19 protein-coding genes are annotated in these 19,908 nt (G+C 61.5%); 5 read left to right on the top strand and 14 right to left on the bottom strand.

Features of this window, described 5'->3' with window-relative positions:
* Positions 1 to 8: 8 nt before the first annotated feature.
* The 5 genes from ACK59L_RS02090 to ACK59L_RS02070 all read left to right on the top strand — a co-directional run bounded on the left by ACK59L_RS02090 (position 9) and on the right by ACK59L_RS02070 (position 7,102).
* Entirely contained in the window at positions 9 to 920 is a 912-nt protein-coding gene (locus tag ACK59L_RS02090) for a glycine betaine ABC transporter substrate-binding protein (protein WP_144964423.1), read from the top strand.
* Positions 917 to 1,570 (top strand): ABC transporter permease, encoded by a 654-nt coding sequence (locus tag ACK59L_RS02085; RefSeq protein ID WP_409271574.1) that lies wholly within the window; start codon positions 917 to 919, stop codon positions 1,568 to 1,570. The genes ACK59L_RS02090 and ACK59L_RS02085 overlap by 4 nt, the downstream gene beginning before the upstream one ends.
* Positions 1,567 to 2,724, top strand: coding sequence for a betaine/proline/choline family ABC transporter ATP-binding protein (locus tag ACK59L_RS02080; protein WP_409271572.1), 1,158 nt, complete (start codon positions 1,567 to 1,569; stop codon positions 2,722 to 2,724). Before ACK59L_RS02085 ends, ACK59L_RS02080 begins: the two co-directional genes overlap by 4 nt.
* 468 nt (positions 2,725 to 3,192) lie before the next feature.
* Positions 3,193 to 4,356 carry a type III PLP-dependent enzyme gene (locus ACK59L_RS02075; RefSeq protein ID WP_058637467.1) on the top strand — a complete coding sequence of 388 codons (1,164 nt, stop codon included), beginning with the start codon at positions 3,193 to 3,195 and terminating at the stop codon, positions 4,354 to 4,356.
* A gap of 190 nt (positions 4,357 to 4,546) precedes the next feature.
* Entirely contained in the window at positions 4,547 to 7,102 is a 2,556-nt protein-coding gene (locus ACK59L_RS02070; protein ID WP_409271570.1) for a PepSY domain-containing protein, read from the top strand.
* Between the two features lie 58 nt (positions 7,103 to 7,160).
* Here ACK59L_RS02070 and ACK59L_RS02065 read toward each other — a convergent pair whose 3' ends face one another.
* From ACK59L_RS02065 to fdx, 14 genes are all read right to left on the bottom strand, one after another.
* A complete protein-coding gene (locus ACK59L_RS02065; RefSeq protein WP_058604374.1) occupies positions 7,161 to 7,952 on the bottom strand; it encodes an amidohydrolase in 792 nt (263 codons plus the stop codon).
* The gene (locus tag ACK59L_RS02060) at positions 7,940 to 9,088 is read right to left on the bottom strand and encodes a pyridoxal phosphate-dependent aminotransferase (RefSeq protein ID WP_409271568.1); all 1,149 of its coding nucleotides are present in this window, start codon (positions 9,086 to 9,088) and stop codon (positions 7,940 to 7,942) included. The genes ACK59L_RS02065 and ACK59L_RS02060 overlap by 13 nt, the downstream gene beginning before the upstream one ends.
* A 133-nt stretch (positions 9,089 to 9,221) precedes the next feature.
* Entirely contained in the window at positions 9,222 to 9,776 is a 555-nt protein-coding gene (locus ACK59L_RS02055; RefSeq protein ID WP_196136139.1) for a hypothetical protein, read from the bottom strand.
* Between the two features lie 275 nt (positions 9,777 to 10,051).
* The gene (gene der, locus ACK59L_RS02050; protein WP_023533412.1) at positions 10,052 to 11,515 is read right to left on the bottom strand and encodes a ribosome biogenesis GTPase Der; all 1,464 of its coding nucleotides are present in this window, start codon (positions 11,513 to 11,515) and stop codon (positions 10,052 to 10,054) included.
* 115 nt (positions 11,516 to 11,630) lie between these two features.
* Positions 11,631 to 12,773, bottom strand: coding sequence for an outer membrane protein assembly factor BamB (bamB, locus tag ACK59L_RS02045; RefSeq protein ID WP_409271565.1), 1,143 nt, complete (start codon positions 12,771 to 12,773; stop codon positions 11,631 to 11,633).
* Complete coding sequence (locus tag ACK59L_RS02040) at positions 12,774 to 13,415, bottom strand: tetratricopeptide repeat protein (protein ID WP_058604369.1); 642 nt, start codon at positions 13,413 to 13,415, stop codon at positions 12,774 to 12,776. It lies immediately after the preceding gene.
* 39 nt (positions 13,416 to 13,454) lie between these two features.
* Positions 13,455 to 14,744 carry a histidine--tRNA ligase gene (gene hisS / locus ACK59L_RS02035; RefSeq protein ID WP_058604368.1) on the bottom strand — a complete coding sequence of 430 codons (1,290 nt, stop codon included), beginning with the start codon at positions 14,742 to 14,744 and terminating at the stop codon, positions 13,455 to 13,457.
* A gap of 25 nt (positions 14,745 to 14,769) precedes the next feature.
* Entirely contained in the window at positions 14,770 to 15,879 is a 1,110-nt protein-coding gene (gene ispG, locus ACK59L_RS02030) for a flavodoxin-dependent (E)-4-hydroxy-3-methylbut-2-enyl-diphosphate synthase (protein WP_409271562.1), read from the bottom strand.
* 3 nt (positions 15,880 to 15,882) lie between these two features.
* Entirely contained in the window at positions 15,883 to 16,893 is a 1,011-nt protein-coding gene (locus ACK59L_RS02025) for a RodZ family helix-turn-helix domain-containing protein (RefSeq protein ID WP_196136137.1), read from the bottom strand.
* A complete protein-coding gene (gene pilW, locus ACK59L_RS02020) occupies positions 16,890 to 17,651 on the bottom strand; it encodes a type IV pilus biogenesis/stability protein PilW (RefSeq protein WP_409271559.1) in 762 nt (253 codons plus the stop codon). The genes ACK59L_RS02025 and pilW overlap by 4 nt, the downstream gene beginning before the upstream one ends.
* Positions 17,652 to 17,664: 13 nt before the next feature.
* Entirely contained in the window at positions 17,665 to 18,810 is a 1,146-nt protein-coding gene (gene rlmN, locus ACK59L_RS02015; protein WP_023533387.1) for a 23S rRNA (adenine(2503)-C(2))-methyltransferase RlmN, read from the bottom strand.
* 28 nt (positions 18,811 to 18,838) lie between these two features.
* Positions 18,839 to 19,264, bottom strand: coding sequence for a nucleoside-diphosphate kinase (gene ndk / locus ACK59L_RS02010; protein ID WP_023533373.1), 426 nt, complete (start codon positions 19,262 to 19,264; stop codon positions 18,839 to 18,841).
* Positions 19,265 to 19,352: 88 nt separating this feature from the next.
* Entirely contained in the window at positions 19,353 to 19,553 is a 201-nt protein-coding gene (iscX, locus tag ACK59L_RS02005) for a Fe-S cluster assembly protein IscX (protein WP_023533289.1), read from the bottom strand.
* A gap of 10 nt (positions 19,554 to 19,563) precedes the next feature.
* Positions 19,564 to 19,905: an ISC system 2Fe-2S type ferredoxin gene (fdx, locus tag ACK59L_RS02000; RefSeq protein WP_078479079.1), complete on the bottom strand. Its 342-nt coding sequence runs from the start codon at positions 19,903 to 19,905 to the stop codon at positions 19,564 to 19,566.
* Positions 19,906 to 19,908 lie beyond the last annotated feature (3 nt).

Raw genomic sequence — 19,908 nt, 5'->3', positions numbered from 1 at the left:
GGAAAACCATGAAGAACGCAATCGCCTTGCTCCTGGGCGCGGTCCTGCTGTCGGCGGGTTTTGCCCAGGCGGCAGACAAACCGTTGATCCGTATCGGCGCCCGGGTGTTCACCGAACAGACCGTGCTGGCCGAAATCACTGCTCAATACCTGCGCGCCAATGGCTTCGAGGTGCGCGTCACTGGCGGCCTGGGCAGCAGCCTGGCCCGTCAGGCGCAGGAAACCGGGCAGCTTGACCTGATGTGGGAATACACCGGGGTCTCGCTGGTGTCCTACAACCATGTGGAAGAACGCATGCCCAGCGCGGCGGCCACCTATGCCCGGGTCAAGGCTCTGGATGCCGAAAAGGGACTGGTCTGGCTCAAGCCTTCCAAGTTCAGCAACACCTATGCATTGGCATTGCCCAGCGAAGTGGCCAAGGCCTACCCACAGGTCAACACCATCAGCCAGTTGAACCAGGTGTTGATGGACGAGCAGGCGCGCAAGCATGTGGTTGCGCTGGACACCGAGTTCGCCAACCGGCCCGACGGCCTGGATGGCCTGCAGGCGCGATATGGCATGCACCTGGGGCGCGCCAACATCCGTCAGATGGACGCAGGCCTGGTCTACACCGCGCTGCGCAATGCCCAGGTGTTCGCAGGCCTGGTGTACACCACCGATGGCCGACTCAACGCGTTCAAGCTCAAGCTGCTTGAAGACGACAAGCACTACTTCCCGGATTACACGGCAGGCCCGGTGGTGCGCAAGGCCGTGCTCGACGCTCACCCGCAGTTGGCCAGCCTGCTCGCCCCCCTTGCCGAACAATTGGACGACGAGACCATGCGCCAACTCAACGCCAAGGTCGATGTGCAGCACCAAAGCCCCTCCTCGGTCGCGGCCGCCTTCCTGCGAGAACATCCCCTGAAGGAGGTGACGCCATGACATTGTTCGATACCTTCGCGCACCTGGACTGGGTCCTGGTGTTGCAGCTGACCTGGCAGCACATCATGTTGGTGGGCGTGGCCGTGGGCCTGGCCATCCTGATCGGCGTGCCGCTGGGCATCGTCATGACCCGCTTCCCCTTCCTGGCCGGGCCCGTGCAGGCCAGCGCCACGGTGCTGCTGACCATCCCGTCGATCGCCCTGTTCGGGCTGCTATTGCCGTTCTACTCCACCTTCGGCCAGGGCCTGGGCCCGCTGCCTGCCATCACGGCGGTGTTCCTCTATTCCCTGCTACCAATCTTGCGTAACACCTACCTGGCGCTGACCAACGTCGAGCCCGGTATTCGCGAGGCTGCCCGGGGCATCGGCATGACCTTCGGTCAACGCCTGCGCATGGTCGAGTTGCCCATCGCAGTACCGGTGATCCTCGCCGGCGTGCGTACTGCCGTGGTGATGAACATCGGCGTGATGACCATCGCCGCCACCATCGGAGCCGGTGGCCTGGGCGTACTCATCCTCACCTCCATCAGCCGCAGCGACATGTCGATGCTGCTGGTCGGCGCAGTACTGGTCAGCCTGCTGGCGATCATCGCCGACCTGCTCCTGCAAACCCTGCAACGTGCCCTGACTCCAGAAGGAATGCGCTCATGATCGAACTGAAGAACCTCAGCAAGACCTTCAACGTCAACGGCAAGGACGTCAAGGCCGTGGACGCGGTCAGCCTCACGGTCAACGAAGGCGAAATCTGCGTGTTCCTGGGCCCGTCAGGGTGCGGCAAGAGCACCACCCTGAAGATGATCAACCGCCTGATTACCCCCACCTCGGGGCAGGTGTTCATCAATGGCGAAGACACCAGCGGCCTGGACGAAGTCAGCCTGCGTCGTCACATCGGCTATGTGATCCAGCAGATCGGCCTGTTTCCGAACATGACCATCGAGGAGAACATTACCGTCGTGCCGCGCCTGCTCGGGTGGGACAAGCAGCGCTGCACCGAGCGCGCTCGCGAGCTGATGCACATGATCAAGCTCGAGCCCAAGCAGTACCTGCAGCGCTACCCCCGCGAACTCTCCGGTGGCCAGCAGCAGCGGATCGGGGTGATCCGCGCCCTGGCAGCCGATGCCCCGGTGCTGTTGATGGACGAACCGTTCGGCGCCGTGGACCCCATCAACCGGGAGATGATCCAGAACGAGTTCTTCGAGATGCAGCGGGCCTTGAACAAGACCGTGATCATGGTCAGCCATGACATCGACGAGGCTATCAAGCTGGGCGACAAGATTGCCATCTTCCGGGCGGGCAAGCTGTTGCAGCTGGATCACCCAGACACCTTGCTGGCGCACCCGGCCGATGACTTCGTGAGCAACTTCGTCGGCCAGGACAGCACCCTCAAGCGGCTACTGCTGGTCCGTGCCGAAGATGCGGCTGACAATGCCCCGGCGGTGAGCCCGCAGACCCCAGTGGCTGATGCGCTGGAACTGCTGGACGAACATGATCGCCGCTACGTGGTGGTGACCGACGCCGCGAACAAGGCGCTCGGCTATGTGCGTCGACGCGACATGCACCGCCAGCAAGGCACGTGCGCCGACTTCCTGCGGCCATTCAACGCCACGGCGGCACACGATGAAAACCTGCGTATCCTGTTGTCGCGCATGTACGAGTTCAACCGCGCCTGGCTGCCGGTACTGGACGCCGAGCAGGTGTTCCTGGGCGAGGTCACCCAGGAGTCGATTGCGGCCTACCTGAGCTCGGGCCGCTCGCGCGGGGCGAAATCCACCATCGTCTCGCCCGCCGAGATGGTGACGTCCTAAAAGCCTTACATCGCAAAAAAGGCGTGACGAGGGCGGACGGAACAAAAAATTCATGGACCGTTTTCTGAACGCCAGTACCAGGCTCGGGTGGCCATAAATATGAACACCCGAGCCTACCTGCCGCACCGCTCGATCATCTCCAAATGCGCCTCGTGCCCAAGCAGAGGGGCTTGGGTTTACGCACCCTGCCCAAGGCTATTCCACAATTCTTTACGTCTGAAGCGCACTGGGGAACATCAGCCGTTCACATGGGTCGTTTATCCCGGGCGTGGCAACTCGAACATCGCCGATTCGTCAGGGATTGCCTGTTGATTCTGCCGAGTTCACGCCCTAAAGTGCGCGCCGAACGTCCATGCTGGAAACGATCCATCCGGCTCAAGTACTGAGTAGGCGAACCAAAGTGGGGATACGGAGGGCGTTCAGTTTGCAGCCACTTAAATTTTCAGTTTGCCCATGGAGTCCCTGAGCATGTCGATCCAGGTCGAAGACTATTTCGCACGCGACACCTTCCAGAAGATGAAGGCGTTTGCCGACAAGCAGGAAACGCCGTTCGTACTCATCGATACCCAGATGATCAGCAAGGCTTATGACGACCTGCGCGCCGGGTTCGAATTCGCCAAGGTGTACTACGCCGTCAAGGCCAACCCAGCCGTCGAAATCATCGACCTGCTCAAGGACAAGGGCTCGAACTTCGACATCGCCTCCATCTACGAGCTGGACAAGGTGATGAACCAGGGTGTCAGCGCCGATCGCATCAGCTACGGCAACACCATCAAGAAATCCAAGGACATTCGTTACTTCTTCGAGAAGGGTGTGCGCCTGTACGCCACCGACTCCGAGGCCGACCTGCGCAACATCGCCAAGGCCGCGCCGGGCTCGAAGGTGTATGTGCGTATCCTGACCGAAGGCTCCACCACTGCCGACTGGCCGCTGTCGCGCAAGTTCGGTTGCCAGACCGACATGGCCATGGACCTGTTGATCCTCGCCCGTGACCTGGGCCTGGTGCCCTATGGCATCTCCTTCCATGTGGGCTCGCAACAGCGCGACATCAGCGTGTGGGACGCCGCTATCGCCAAGGTGAAGGTGATCTTCGAGCGGCTCAAGGAAGAAGACGGCATCGAACTGAAGCTGATCAACATGGGCGGCGGCTTCCCGGCCAACTACATCACCCGCACCAACAGCCTGGAAACCTACGCCGAGGAGATCATTCGCTTCCTCAAGGAAGACTTCGGCGACGATTTGCCGGAAATCATCCTGGAGCCGGGCCGCTCGCTGATTGCCAACGCCGGCATCCTGGTCAGCGAAGTGGTGCTGGTGGCACGCAAGTCGCGCACGGCCGTCGAGCGCTGGATCTACACCGACGTCGGCAAATTCTCGGGCCTGATCGAAACCATGGACGAGTCCATCAAGTTCCCGATCTGGACCGAGAAAAAGGGCGAAACCGAGGAAGTGGTCATTGCCGGCCCTACCTGTGACAGCGCCGACATCATGTACGAGCACTACAAGTATGGTCTGCCGCTGAACCTGGCAATCGGCGATCGCCTGTACTGGCTGTCGACCGGTGCCTACACCACCAGCTACAGCGCGGTGGAGTTCAATGGGTTCCCGCCGCTCAAAGCCTACTATCTGTAATTTATGACGGGGCCCAAAGGCCCCGTTTTCATGCCTGCGCAATAAAGCCGACCGCACCTCGATCACCGGCGTTACACCCGCAGCTACTCACCTTGTGAATGTGAACGGATCTCAATTGCCGCGTGCTGGAGCTTCCATTAACATCCGCCAGCGCGACGCAGGGTGCGGCGGCGACACAGGGTGATCGAAGGTGTTGAAGAAGACGCTGTTCCAGCTGCATTGGTTATTCGGCATCACGGCCGGGCTGGTACTTGCAGTAATGGGTATCACTGGGGCGCTCTATTCGTTTCAGGACGAACTGCTGAGCGCGTTCAATGCCGATGTACTCAGCGTGAAGGTCCATCCTGAGGGTGTGCTGCCGCCCGCTGAACTGGTGCGGCGCGTCGAGGCCCAGCAACACGACAAGGTCGCCATGCTGTGGGTCGATGTTCGTGAGGGCGAAGCTGCCAGGATCTTTTTCACCCCTGCAGCGGGCGAGCGGCGCGGTCCGTTGCGCTACGCAGACCCGTATACGGGCCAGCTGCTGGGCGAAGTGTCGGGGCAAGGCTTCTTCACCCTCATGCTTACGCTTCACCGCTTTCTGGCCATGGGCGACACGGGCAGGCAGATCACCGGTGCCTCGACGCTGCTGCTGGTGTTCTTCTGCCTGTCGGGCCTGTACCTGCGGTGGCCGCGCCATGCCACAAACTGGCGAACCTGGCTGACGCTGGATTGGGCCAAAAAAGGGCGCGCGTTCAACTGGGACCTGCACGCCGTAGCAGGCACCTGGTGCCTGCTCTTCTACCTGTTGTTCGCCCTGACGGGTCTGTTCTGGTCCTACGAATGGTACCGGGCAGGCCTGAACCGGCTAATGGTCGATCCGCCGGTCGCCGGGCAGCCGCAGCCGCAACTGAAAAAAGGCCGGGGCTCCGGCGCTGCGCCCATCGACCCAAAGGCACCGGCGCTGAACGTCGACTACGACGCCATCTGGGCCAGCCTGCGCAACGCCGCAGGTCCAGGCCTTGCCAGCTACAACCTGCGCCTGCCCCCAGTTGGCGGCCAACCGGCCAATCTGTTCTACCTGCTTGATGATGCCGAGCATCCCAGGGCCTTCGACACCTTGGTCCTGGACCCTGCCAATGGCAAGGTCAGCCGTCACGAACGCTACAGTGACAAGTCATTCAAGGCCCAACTGCTCCAGAGCGTGTACGCACTGCATGTCGGGGAATATTTTGGCCTGGTGGGGCGCATCGTTCTGACCCTGGCCAGCCTGGCCATGCCGGTCTTCTTCGTCACAGGCTGGCTGCTCTACCTGGATCGACGGCGCAAGAAACGTCAGGTTAGGGCTGCCCGCCGCCACGTGACCCGCGATGAGGTCACTAGCGAGAGCTGGCTGATCGGCTACGCCAGCCAGAGTGGTATGGCCGAGCAGCTGGCCTGGCAAAGCGCCGGGCAACTGCAGGCGGCGGGCTTGCCGGTGCAGGTCAAGGCGTTGGGTACGTTGTGTGAAGAAGATCTGCGTGCGGCACGCCGTGCGTTGTTCGTCGTCAGTACCTTCGGGGATGCAGAAGCCCCTGACAACGCGCGAGGCTTTGAGCGCAACGTGCTGGGTCAGCCTTTGCCCTTGCATACACTCAGCTATGCACTGCTGGCGCTGGGTGATCGTCAATACCCACAGTTCTGCGGGTTCGCCCGGCGGCTTCAGGCGTGGTTGACCGAGCGTGGTGCTCACTGTGCATTTAGCCCCGTGGAGGTCGACAACGCTGATCAGGCAGCCCTTCAGCAATGGCATCAGGCGCTGGCACTGCTGACCGGCACCGCGCCGGTATCCGCTTGGCAAGCCCCCCGTTTCGGCAACTGGTCGCTGATCCGCCGTGAACTGCTCAACCCTGGCAGCCAGGGCCAGCCGGTGTATCTGCTCGGCCTGCAGGCGCAGGAGCCTGCCGTGTGGGAAGCCGGCGACCTGGTGGAGATTATGCCGCTCAACGGTCGGCCGAGGGTCGATGCCTTCGTCAGAGACCTGGGGCTGGACGCCGACACGCACGTGCAGGTCGAGGGGGTGGTAGTCAGGCTTGCTCAGGCACTCGCAGGCCGTCAGTTACCTGCCGTCGGTGGGCATCTGGTCGGGCTGCATGCCCAGGCGGTGGTGGACGCACTGGTGCCGCTCGGCAGCCGCGACTATTCCATCGCCTCGATTGCCAGTGACGGGGTGCTGGAGCTGATCGTGCGCCAGGAGCGACACCCAAGTGGCGACTTGGGCGTAGGCTCTGGTTGGCTGACCGAATACCTGCCGCTCGACGGCACACTGAGCCTGAGGCTAAAGCGCAACAGTGGCTTCCATATGCCCCAGAGCAATGTACCGATGATCCTGATCGGCAACGGTACTGGCCTGGCGGGCCTGCGCAGTCTGCTAAGGGCCCGCGTCGCTGCGGGCGAGCGGCGTAACTGGCTGCTGTACGGCGAACGCAACCGCGCCCATGATTTTCTGTGTGGCGAGGAGCTGCAAGGGTTGCTCGCCGCTGGGGAGCTGGCACGGCTGGACCTGGCGTTCTCTCGCGACCAAGCCGAAAAAATCTACGTGCAGGATGTGTTGTTGCAACAGGCCGCGCTGTTCGAACGCTGGATGGATGAAGGTGCCTGCGTGTACGTCTGCGGTAGCCTGCAGGGCATGGCCGCTGGCGTCGATGCGGCACTTGCAGGCCTGCTTGGAGATGCTGCCGTGCAACGTCTGATCGAGGAGGGGCGATACCGGCGGGATGTGTACTGATCGGCAACAGGCAAAGCCGGCGTCCTGGCAGTAATCCTCCAGGATGCCGGCGCTGCGATCAGTGCAACTCGAAGGTATCGGCATCCAGGTTGGCCGGGAACTTGGCTCTGTAGGCAGCCAGTTCCGAGGCACTCAATACCACGGTGAACACGCCATCGGCCTCTCCAGCACTGAGCAAGCTCTCGCCCTGAAAATCCAGCACCTGGCTGTCACCGCTGTACGCGAAGCTCTTGCCGTCAATGCCCACCCGGTTCACAGCCGCCACATAGCACAGGTTTTCGATCCCTCGGGCCGGCAACAGGCGGTTCCAGTGCAGGCGCCGTGCCGCCGGCCAGTTGGCTGTGTACAACAGCAGGTCGGTGTCGGTGGCATCTCGGCTCCAGACCGGGAAGCGCAGGTCGTAGCAGATGAGCGGGCGAATGCGCCAGCCCTTGAGCTCGAACTGCACCTGCCGCTCGCCCGGCGTGTAGTGCTCGTGCTCACCGGCCATGCGGAACAGGTGACGCTTGTCGTAGTGCAGGATCTCGCCATCAGGCCGTGCCCAGAGCAGGCGGTTCCGGTGGCTGCCATCGGCTGCCTGAATGATCACGCTGCCCGTGACCACGGCGTTGCACTTCTGCGCTTGAGCCTTGAGCCACTTGTACGTGGGGCCATTCTCCGGCTCGGCGAGGCTTTCGGACTGCATGGAAAACCCGGTGGTGAACATTTCCGGCAAGATCACCAGGTCCACCTCGCCCACCTGCTCAAGCAGCACGTCGAAATGGGCGAAGTTGGCTTCCCGGTCGTGCCAGGCCAGGGTGGTCTGCACCAGAGCCAGCCTGAGGTCTGGCAGCGTACTCAGATCGCGCATAGTTTCTCCGCTGCCTGACGCAGCGTCTCCTCTCGTTTGGCAAAGCACAGGCGCAGCAGCCGTTGACCGGGAACAGCTTGCTGATAGAACACCGAGATCGGGATGGTGGCCACACCATGCTCGCGGGTCAACCACGTCGCCATCTGCACGTCATCGAGGTCCGGACGGACATGGGAATAATCAACCAGCTGAAAATAAGTGCCGGCCGTGGGGGTGAAGCTGAATCGCGAATCTTGCAACAAGCCGCAGCACAGGTCGCGCTTGGCTTGATAGAAAGCCGGTAACGCATCGACATGTTCGGGATGCTCGGCCATGAAGTCAGCCAGGGCGTACTGCAAAGGAGTCACGCCACAAAAGTTGACGTATTGATGCACCTTGCGCAGTTCGGTGGTGAGGGCCGGCGGTGCGATGACATAGCCCGTCTTCCAGCCGGTGACGTGGTATGTCTTGCCAAAGGAACTGACCACGAATGCACGTCTGTAGAGCTGCTCGTGAGCCAGTACGCAAGCATGCTGCACGTCGTCATAGACCAGGTGCTCGTAGACTTCATCGCTCAGTACGTAGATATCTCGATTGGCGATCAGCTGCGCCAGCTGGTCCAGATCCTTCCGGGACAGCAAGGCACCGCTTGGGTTATGGGGCGAGTTGAGCACGACCAGTCGTGTACGTGGCGTAAGTGCGTCCGCGAACTGCTGCCAATCGATGGCAAAGTCGCTGGGGTCCAGCTGCAGATGCACGCAACGGCCGCCGGCCAGTGTCACCGAGGGCGCGTAGCTGTCGTAGCAGGGGTCGAAGATGATGACCTCGTCCCCTGGCCGCACGACAGCCTGGATAGCGCAGAAGATCGCCTCCGTGGCGCCGGGCGTAATCGTCACTTCATGGTCGGGGTCTACCGTCGCACCATAGAGGCGCTTGACCTTCAAGGCCACCTGCTGGCGTAAGGCTGCAAGGCCCGACATTGGCGCGTATTGATTGTGACCCGCCATGACATGTCGGCCCACCGACTCGAGCAGGGCCTGGGGCCCGTTGAAATCCGGGAAGCCCTGGGAAAGGTTCAGCGCACCGGTCTGGGCGGCGAGCTCTGACATGGTGGTAAAGATGGTCGTGCCGACGTTCGGCAATTTGCTGGGGATCATGGCGCCCTTGCTCCTGGTGCAGCCGGCACGGGAAGAAAGCACGAGCATAGCGGATCGTTTCGTCGGTAAGAAGCCAGTCAAGGCGGGTGTCGCTCGTCACAGGCTTTCCCGACGACCGCTGTCGGGGGCTGGCTCAACCTTCTGCTTGGGCGACGAACTCCAGTATGAAAGTCGCGGCGGGTGCCACGTCCGTAGTATGGAAGCGCAACCTGTCGCTTGGCTGGCTTTTCCAAACGGGTATGTTTTTCGTCTCATTGGGTTTGAAGCTAAACCAGGTCCAGCCAACTGGGACTTTTTTGTAGCCGACTAGCACGCGATCATGGGCCGAGACATGGCGGGCATCGAGGGTTTGCAATTGAACCTGATTCACATTGGGCTCGCCGTCAATGTTCCCGGCCAGGTGGATAATTTGCAGGGCAGGACCGGGCGTACCCAGTTCTGTGTCCGATGCATGAAGGACACGCCCCCCACGTCCAGTAACCTGCTTGCCTGCTGACGTTCGAAACTCAAACGCCATACCCCCCTCGAGCGATGGGTGAGCGAGCATTCCGATGTCGAAGCACTCGGGCGTATCAAGCGTTCCGGCTACCTGCAGTTCATTCAAATGATTGACGATAATTGCGTGACGTTCGCCATCCTTGAGCAGATAGAGCTTACCCTTGGCTTTTTGTAAAAAGATATCGTTCATGACGTTCCCTTTGATTGATCAAGCACAGCATTCACAGGTACGTGAATAGCCAATGAGCCACCAATGAGGAGCACAGACTCAGCGCCTCGTGCACCACCCGCACACAAACTACCGGTGCAAATTGGAAGGCGACATAGATCAATGTTTCCTCCCGAGCTTGGCGGCATGGCCGTACTCGTGAGGAAACAGGAAACAGGAAACAGGGTGCGGCGCTGGAGACGCGCGGCACGGGGGGCGAAGCATGGAACGGTCAGCGTGACGCGCCCAGCAGGCGCCTATCGCTTATCGCGACGTTTCTTCTCAGCCTTCTTGTGATGCGACATCAAGCGACGCTTCTTGTTGACCTGCCGGTCTGTGAGAGTGTTCTTCTTGCCCTCGTACGGGTTCTCACCGCCCTTGTACTCGATGCGAATCGGCGTGCCGACCAGCTTGAGCACGCGACGGTAAGTGTTTTCCAGGTAACGCGAGTACGACTTGGGAATGCTGTCGGTCTGGTTGCCGTGGATCACGATCAGCGGCGGGTTGGCCCCACCGAGGTGCGCATAACGCAGTTTGATGCGACGGCCGTTGACCAGCGGCGGCTGGTGCTCGCTGACGGCGTCTTCGAGGATCTGCGTCAGACGGCTGGTCGGCCAGCGGGTCACGGCTGAGGTGAATGCGGCCTGCACCGACTTGTACAGGTTGCCCACGCCGGTGCCGTGCAGGGCCGAAATGAAGTGGATATCGGCGAAGTCAACGAAGAACAGCCGGCGCTCAAGTTCGGTCTTCACATAGGCACGCTCACCCGGCTCCATGCCATCCCACTTGTTCAGGGCGATGACGATGGCGCGGCCAGCTTCCAGGGCAAAGCCCAGCAGGTTCAGGTCATGATCGACCACACCTTCGCGAGCATCCATGACGAAGATCACCACGTTGGCGTCCTTGATCGCCTGCAGCGTCTTGACCACCGAGAACTTTTCGACTTCCTCGTGGATCTTGCCGCGCTTGCGCACACCGGCGGTGTCGATGAAGGTGTACTTGTCACCATCACGCTCGAACGGGATGTAGATACTGTCGCGGGTGGTACCCGGCTCGTCGTAGACCACCACACGCTCTTCACCGAGCATGCGGTTGACCAGGGTCGACTTGCCGACGTTGGGGCGACCAATGATGGCAATCTTGATGCCATCTTTTTCGCTTGGGCCAGGGATGCGAACGGCCTCTTCGCCTTCGGCGACATCCTGGTCCAGGGCTTCTTCTTCGGCATCGCGCGGCAAGTGGCCGAGTACGGCCTCCATCAACGCATTGATACCTCGACCCTGGGAGCCTGCCACCGGAATAGCATTACCCATGCCCATCGGCGAGAACTCGGCACGGGCTACGTCAGCGTCGATGTTGTCGATCTTGTTGGCGACCAGGATCGCCGCCTTGTTGCGCTTGCGCAGGTGCTCGGCAATCATCTGGTCTGCCGCCGTCATGCCTGCACGGGCGTCGACCAGGAACAGCACATAGTCGGCTTCTTCGATGGCCATGAGCGACTGCTCGGCCATTTTTTCGTCCATGCCTACTTCATCACCGGTGATGCCACCGGTGTCGATGAGGATGAAGGAGCGACCCTGCCAGCTGGCATCACCGTACTGGCGATCACGGGTCAGGCCCGACAGGTCACCCACGATGGCATCGCGGGTCTTGGTCAGGCGGTTGAACATGGTGGATTTGCCGACGTTCGGGCGGCCCACCAGGGCGATTACGGGAACCATTCGGCTCTCCACTCTTGAATTCTTGAAAATACAAAGGCCGCTGCAAGGCAGCGGCCGGAGTTCGGGCGGCGTGTCCTACGCCGCAGCCTGAAGCCGCACGGCTTCAAGCATAGCTTCAGCGGATGGTCAGTGCCTCGAGCTTGCCGCTGTTGCCGAAGACATAGATGGTGTCCCCAACCACCAGTGGCCGTGCGCGCAGGCCACTGCTGTCGACACGCTCACGGCCAACGAAGCGACCGTCGACCTGGCTGAGCAGGTGCAGGTAGCCTTCGAAGTCGCCTACTGCCACGTAGCTGCTGTACACCTCGGGGGCGGTCAGCTGGCGACGGGCCATGGCATCGTTGGACCACAAGGCGCTGGAGGATCGCTCATCGACGCTTTCCACGGTACCCGAGGCTTCACTCACGTAGACGTTGCCAAAGCCCTGGGCGACCCCTACGTAGCTGGAGGCATCGCGCTGCCAGAGCACGCGGCCGCTTTCCAGGTCCAGGCCCGCAACGCGCCCCTGGTACGTGCTGACGTACAGGGTACCACCAGAAAGCAGCAGGCCGCCGTCGATGTCGACGACACGCTCAAGCTCCGAACGGCCCTGCGGGATCGCCACACGGCTTTCCCATACAGGTACGCCATTGCTGATGTCGACTGCCACGACCTTGCCGGTGGAAAGGCCCGCGACTGCCAGGCGGTTGGTCACGATCGGCGCGCCGGTGCCGCGAAGGGTCAGTACCGCCGGGGTGCTTTCATAGATCCAGCGACGGTCACCGGTGGCGGCATCCAGCCCGATCAGGCGATCGTCCTGGGTCTGCACCACCACCACATCACCGTTGTTGGCCGGAGGCGCCAGTACTTCGCTGGTCACGCGGGCGCGCCAGCGCTCCTCGCCGGTGCTCGAATCCAGGGCGATCACTTCACCCTTGAGGGTGCCGAGCATCACCAGGCCGTAGCCTACGCCAACCGCGCCGGAAACCGGCAGGTCAAGGTCCTTGTTCCACACCACGTTGCCCGTGATGCGGTCCAGGGCATAGACATCCCCAGTGACGTCGGAGGCATAGATCCGGTCATTCTCGATGGCGGGCACGAGGGTATTGTAAGTTTCACCCTGGCCATCACCGATGGAGCGGCTCCACTGCTTCTTGAGCACCACTTCCTCGGTGAACTTGATCAGTTCGGCAGGAGGCAGTTCCTTCTTGCTGTTGCTGCTGCACCCTGCGGCCAATACCGCCAAGGTCAGCACTGCTGCTTGTTTCCAACCGATCACTTACGCGTCCCCTCTGGCCAGATCATCGAGCTTCAACTGCAAGCCACCCACTGCCGCCTCGTCGGACAACGCAGCCTTGGCCTTTTCGTAGGCACCGTGCGCGTCAGCAGCGCGGCCCAGCTGTACCAGCAGGTCCCCTTTCAACTCCTCGCGACTGGCGAGGAAGGCTTTCTCGGCATCCCCATCCAGCAACTTGAGGGCATCCTCGGCCTTGTTCTGGGCAGCCAGCACACGGGCCAGACGCTGGCGTGCGATCTCGCCAAGGGTGGCGTCTGCTGGCTTGTCCACAATAGCCTTGAGCTCGCCAGCGGCATCGTCGAGCTTGCCGCTCTCGACCGCTACCTTGGCCACGAACAGGCTGCCGTACTGGGCATAGGCCGTGCCGCCGAACTCGCTCTTGAGCTTGCCGGCCAGCTCCGCAACCCGGGTGGCGTCCGGCTGACCCGTAGGCGTGAGGCTGGTTTCCAACAGCGCCTGATACAGCTGCGAGGCACCTTGCGACTGGTTGTTCTGGTACTTGTGCCAGGTGTTCCACCCCAGCACCACCACGCCGGCGAGCAGCGCACCGGTCAGCAGCGGCTTGCCGTTACGGTTCCACCAGTCCTTGACCCCTGCCAGGTCATCATCATCGGTACTCGACACCCCAATACTCCTTTTCGCCTATTCGCTCGTTGAACCGCGTTACGCGTGTGCGATCGCGGTTTCCAGGTGCCCTGCAAGGGCATCCCAGGCAATGTTCTGTTGTTCGCCCTGACCACGCAGGGGTTTGAAGCCGACTTCCTGTTTGGCCAACTCGTCATCGCCAAGAATCAAGGCGAACAGCGCGCCGCTCTTGTCGGCTTTCTTGAACTGGCTCTTGAAACTGCCCCCGCCCGCATTCACGGCCAGACGCAGGCCGGGCAGACGGTCACGCACCGCTTCGGACAGTCGCAGGCCCGCCAACTCGGCCTGCTCGCCAAACGCGCAGAGGTAGACATCGACCTGACGGCTGATGGAGTCCGGTACCTTGCCCAGGGTTTCGAGCAGCAGAATCAGACGCTCGATACCCATGGCAAAGCCAACGCCAGGGGTGGGCTTGCCGCCCATTTGCTCCACTAGCCCATCGTAGCGGCCGCCGGCACATACGGTGCCCTGGGCGCCTAGCTTGTCGGTGACCCACTCGAAGACGGTCTTGCTGTAGTAATCCAGCCCCCGCACCAGCTTGGTGTTGAGCACGAACGGAATGCCGGCAGCGTCCAGGCGGGCCTTCAGGCCTGCGAAGTGCGCACGGGATTCTTCGTCCAGGTAATCTTCGAGCTTAGGCGCATCGACCAGCACCGCCTGAGTATTGGTGTCCTTGCTGTCGAGGATGCGCAGCGGATTGCTCTTGAGGCGGCGCTGGCTGTCTTCGTCCAGTTGCTCCAGGCGCGCGGACAGAAACTCCACCAACGCGTCGCGGTAGCGGGCGCGCGCTTGGCTGGTGCCAAGGCTGTTGAGTTCGAGCTTGACCGCATCCTGAATACCCAGCAAGCCCCACAGGCGCCAGGTCAGCATGATCAACTCGGCATCGATGTCCGGGCCATCGAGGTTGAACACCTCCACACCGATCTGGTGGAATTGCCGGTAGCGGCCCTTCTGGGGGCGCTCGTGGCGGAACATTTGCCCGATGTACCACAGCTTCTGCACCTGGCCATTACCGGTGATGCCGTGCTCCAGCACCGCGCGGACGCAGGCCGCCGTCCCTTCCGGACGCAACGTGAGCGAGTCACCGTTGCGGTCCTCGAAGGTGTACATCTCCTTTTCGACGATATCGGTCACTTCACCGATCGAGCGCTTGAACAGCTCGGTGAATTCCACGATGGGCGTGCGGATCTGGCTGTACCCGTAGGTGTCCAGCAGGCCGGCAACGGTACCTTCGAAATAGCGCCACAACGGCGACTGCTCAGGCAGGATGTCGTTCATGCCACGGATGGCTTGCAGCGATTTGCTCACGAATGATCCTTACGAATTCTGTGTATCAGCCACGGGCGATCAGTGCCGCGTCGGCTTCGACCTTCTCGGCCGCTTTCTGTCGGATGAGCCTTTCGAGATCATCGACCAGGTTGTCGTTGGTCAGTTTCTGCGCAGGTTTACCGTCGATGTAGACCAGGTTGGGCGTACCACCGGTGAGGCCGACATGCGCTTCCTTGGCCTCCCCCGGGCCATTGACCACACAGCCGATGACGGCCACGTCCAACGGTACCAGCAGGTCCTCGAGGCGCCCTTCGAGCTCGTTCATGGTTTTTACCACATCGAAATTCTGCCGCGAGCAGCTCGGGCAGGCGATGAAGTTGATACCTCGGGAACGCAAATGCAGGGACTTGAGGATGTCATAGCCTACCTTGACCTCCTCCACCGGGTCTGCCGCCAGCGAAATGCGGATGGTATCGCCAATGCCTTCGGCCAGCAGCATACCTAGGCCAACGGCAGATTTCACCGTACCCGAACGCAGGCCACCGGCTTCGGTGATCCCCAGGTGCAGGGGTTGCACGATTTGCCGCGCCAACAGGCGATAGGCTTCGACGGCCATGAACACGTCCGACGCCTTGACGCTCACCTTGAAATCCTGGAAGTCGAGGCGATCAAGGTGCTCCACATGACGCAGCGCCGATTCGACCAGGGCAGCAGGCGTAGGCTCGCCGTACTTTTTCTGCAGGTCCTTTTCCAGTGAGCCTGCGTTGACCCCGATACGGATCGGGATACCGCGGTCGCGAGCGGCGTCCACGACGGCCCTGACCCGGTCTTCACGACCGATGTTGCCGGGGTTGATGCGCAGGCAGTCCACACCCAGCTCGGCCACGCGCAAGGCGATCTTGTAGTCGAAGTGAATGTCGGCGACCAGCGGCACACTGACCTGCTGCCTGATGCGGCCGAAGGCTTCGGCGGCGTCCATGTCAGGTACCGAGACGCGAACGATGTCCACACCGGCATCGACCAGACGCTGGATCTGCCCCACCGTGGCGGCGACATCATTGGTATCGGTGTTGGTCATGCTCTGCACTGCAATGGGCGCATCACCACCCACCGGCACATTGCCGACCCATATCTTGCGGGATTCGCGACGTTTGATCGGGGATTGGCCGTGCATGAATTACTGTCCCAACTTCAGGCGAGCGGTTTCGCCACTGGTGAACGGGGCAACGTCGACGGACTGGCCGTTGTAGCTGACCTTGGCGCCACGGGCAAAGCCCAGGCGGAGCGCAAAGGGCGCCTTGCCAGTCAGCTCGAGGTTGTCCCCCTTGCGCTTGATGCCGCTGAACAGCACCTTGCCATTGCCATCGGAAACCTGAGTCCAGCAATCGGCGACGAACTCAATCGCGACCTTGCCGCTGCCCGCTGGCGCAGCTGCGGGCTCGGCTGCGTCTGCACTTGTCGCAGGTGTGGCTGCCGTCGGCGCGCTGACAACAGGGGTAGCAGTGGCCGGCACCGGAGCCGGCTGAGGCGTTGCGGTACCAGTGACCGGAGCCGACCCAGCGGCAGGCGTGTCGGCCGCCGGTGCCTGACTGGTACTTGCAGCCTGCTGCTCGTCGGCGCTCTGGGCCAGCGGCAGGGGGGCGCTTTCAGGTTGCTGGGCGGCAGAGACGGCTTGGTCTTCGGGTTCGTCAAGCGGGTGAATCTGGGTGGTGCCGTCGGCGCTTTCGACCTCAACATGCTCAAGGGCAACGCTAGAGAGGTCCTTGCCGCGCATGCTGCCCTGGTCCTGCCACCAGACGAAACCGCCACCCACCACAGCCAGCAGCAACAACAGGCTGACCCCGCGCAGGATATTGTGGGACAACCGTGAAGGCTCTTCGATACGCCCCAGCGAATGGACGTCGCTGCCTTTGGCGTGAGTGCCGGTGTAGCGATCGAAGGCTTCGACCAGGGCGGCCTGGTCCAGCTCCATCAACTTGGCGTAGGCGCGGATGTAGCCTCGGGCGAAGGTATGCCCGGGCAGCTTGTCGAAGGCGCCGGTTTCCACATGGTTGAGCGAGCTGACAGTAAGGTTGAGCTTGCGGGCCACCTCGGCTTGGGACCAGTCCCGTTTCTCACGGGCCAGGCGCAACAGCTCACCAGGGTTCTGGCCAGGCGCTACAGCTACTTCGGGATGCGCGGCGTTCATCGTTGCTCCGACAGGTATTGCTGATATTCCGGCGTACCGGGATAAAGTCGTTGTAATTGCTGCCCCAACTCGGCCACCGTGCCTTGCTCATCGAACACCTTGGCAAGGCGGCTACCCAGCAGCAGGCTCCGGGCATCGTGGCCACTCAACCGGCTGAAACGATCGTAGTAATCCCGGGCCGGCACATAATGCCTGTTTTCGTAGGACAACTCAGCCATTTCCAGCAACGCTTGTGGTTGTCGCTGGTTAAGCTGCAATGCTTTTTGCAAATAGGCGTGAGCCTGATCGCGCTGGCCGAGCCTCAAGGCTGTCAGGCCAAGGTTTTCATAAACCCGTGAACGCTCAGGATACAGGGTATCGGCGCTGGCAACGCGAAACATCTGCTGCGCTTCGGCAAACCGCCCTTGAGCATAAAGGAAACTGCCGTAATTGTTGCGAATTCGCGTGGTGCTGGTGCCCGCCCCGAGCGCCTGCTTGAAATGACGCTCCGCCAGCGCAGGCTCGCCTTCGGCCTGATAGACCAACGCCAAGGCTGCATGCGCGTCGGCATCGTTGCCATCCAGCGCCAATGCCTTTGCCAAGGGCGCCTTGGCCTGGCCCAGCATCCCCTGTTGCAGGTAGCCCAGCCCCAGTTGCACATAAGCGCGCCCGGCCTCGACCCTGCGCTGTTCAGCCACCTGTGCATCGCTGCCCCCACCCGACATGCAGCCGGCGAGCAGCGAAAGCGCAAGGATCGGCAGCGCAGCGCGCAGGTTCATAGGCCAGTTCCGGTCAGTGGGCGGCCGGGCTGTCCGGCCGCTCGGCGTCTGCCGACAGCTGCCGGACGGCGATGTAACGTTCGCTGCGCCGGGTGCGGTCGTTGACCTGCCCCACCAGCTGGCCGCAGGCTGCATCGATGTCATCACCGCGGGTGGTGCGCGTCGTCACGTTGTAGCCGCCGTGGTGGAGCAGGTCCTGGAAACGACGAATGGCGTTGTTGCTGGGGCGCTCGTAACCGGAGTGCGGGAACGGGTTGAATGGAATCAGGTTGATCTTGCACGGCACGTCGCGCAGCAGTTCGATCATCTGCGCCGCATGCTCGGGCTGGTCGTTGACGTCCTTGAGCAGGGTGTACTCGATGGTGAGCACACGCTTGCCACCCAGGGTCGCCATGTAACCCATGCACGAGTCGAGCAGCATCTTGAGCGGGTACTTCTTGTTGATCGGTACCAGCTTGTTGCGCAGCTCGTCATTGGGTGCATGCAACGACAAGGCCAGGGACACATCGATGTGCTTGGCCAGCTCGTCGATCATCGGCACGACACCCGAGGTGGACAGGGTGACGCGACGCTTGGAGATGCCATAGCCCAGATCTTCCATCATGATCTTCATGGCGGCGATGACATTGTCGAAATTGAGCAGGGGTTCGCCCATGCCCATCATGACCACGTTGGTGATGGCGCGGTCGATCTTGGCAGGCACGGTCCCGAAGGATTTGTTCGCAAGCCACACCTGGCCGATCACTTCGGCGGCGGTGAGGTTGCTGTTGAAGCCTTGTTTACCGGTGGAGCAGAAGCTGCAGTCCAGGGCACAACCGGCTTGCGACGACACGCACAGGGTGCCGCGATCGTCGGTGGGAATGTAGACGGTTTCGACGCAGCTGCCAGAGGCAACGCGGATCACCCATTTGCGGGTGCCGTCTGCGGAAATGTCTTCGCTGACCACTTCCGGCGGGCGAATTTCGGCAACGGCCTCGAGCTTTTCACGCAAGACCTTGCCGACGTTCGTCATGGCGGCGAAATCATCGACGCCAAAGTGGTGAATCCATTTCATCACCTGACCGGCGCGGAAGCGCTTCTCTCCGATGGAATCGAAGAATTGTTCCATTTCCTGCAGGGTCAAACCCAGCAGGTTGATTTTGTCAGTCGATGTCGTCATGGATTCACCCTCACCCGTAAGCTTTCGCTTAGCGAGTGGTTACCTCGGTAGCAGCGAAGAAGTAAGCGATTTCGCGAGCGGCAGCAGCTTCGGAGTCCGAACCGTGAACGGCGTTGGCGTCGATGGACTCGGCGAAGTCGGCGCGGATGGTGCCGGCAGCTGCTTCTTTAGGGTTGGTAGCGCCCATCAGCTCACGGTTCTTGGCAATGGCGTTCTCGCCTTCCAGGACCTGAACGACAACCGGACCGGAAGTCATGAAGGCAACCAGGTCACCGAAGAAGCCGCGCTCGCTGTGCTCGGCGTAGAAGCCTTCGGCCTCGGCCTTGGACAGTTGCTTGATTTTCGAGGCAACGATTTTCAGGCCGGCTTCTTCGAAGCGGGTGGTGATCTTGCCGATGACGTTCTTGGCAACGGCGTCAGGCTTGATGATGGAGAAAGTACGTTGAACAGCCATGGAAAACTCCAGAATATGAGTGTTACGAAAAATTAAACCCGCGAATTATACGCGGGTTCCAGGGGATTGCCTAACCTGCGGTACGTGTTCAGTCGGCTTCGTCGATCCAGGCCGCCTGGATGGCCTCGAGCACCTTCTCGCCGGCGCGCGACGGATCGTCGCTGAAACCAGGCAATGCCACCACCCAGCGGTGCAAATCGACGAAATTCACATAGCGAGGATCGACGTCCGGCTTGCTTTCTGCAAGCTCGATGGCGATATCAAGTACATCAATCCATTTCAGACTCATGTCCAGGACCTCAGTGCGGCGCTTCGGCAGCGTGGTTGAGCGAATACTTGGGGATCTCGATGGTGAGGTCCTGATCGGCTACCACCACCTGGCAACCCAGGCGTGACTGCGCTTCCAGGCCCCACGCCTTGTCCAGCATGTCTTCTTCGAGCTCGTCGGCTTCTTCGAGGGAATCGAAGCCCTTGCGCACGATGCAGTGGCACGTAGTGCAAGCCTTCACACCGCCGCAGGCGCTCTCCATCTCGATGTGATGGTCGTGGGCCAGCTCCAGGATGTTGGTGCCGGCAGGCACGTCAACGGTCAGCCCGTCCGGGCAGAACTTCTCATGCGGCAGGAATGTCACCAGCGGCATCGA

Source organism: Pseudomonas sp. KCJK9111 (assembly GCF_046231935.1).
Classification (GTDB): Bacteria; Pseudomonadota; Gammaproteobacteria; order Pseudomonadales; family Pseudomonadaceae; genus Aquipseudomonas; species Aquipseudomonas parafulva_B.
Note: the sequence above shows the minus strand (reverse complement) of the source record. Positions and strands in the feature narration are given on the sequence as shown.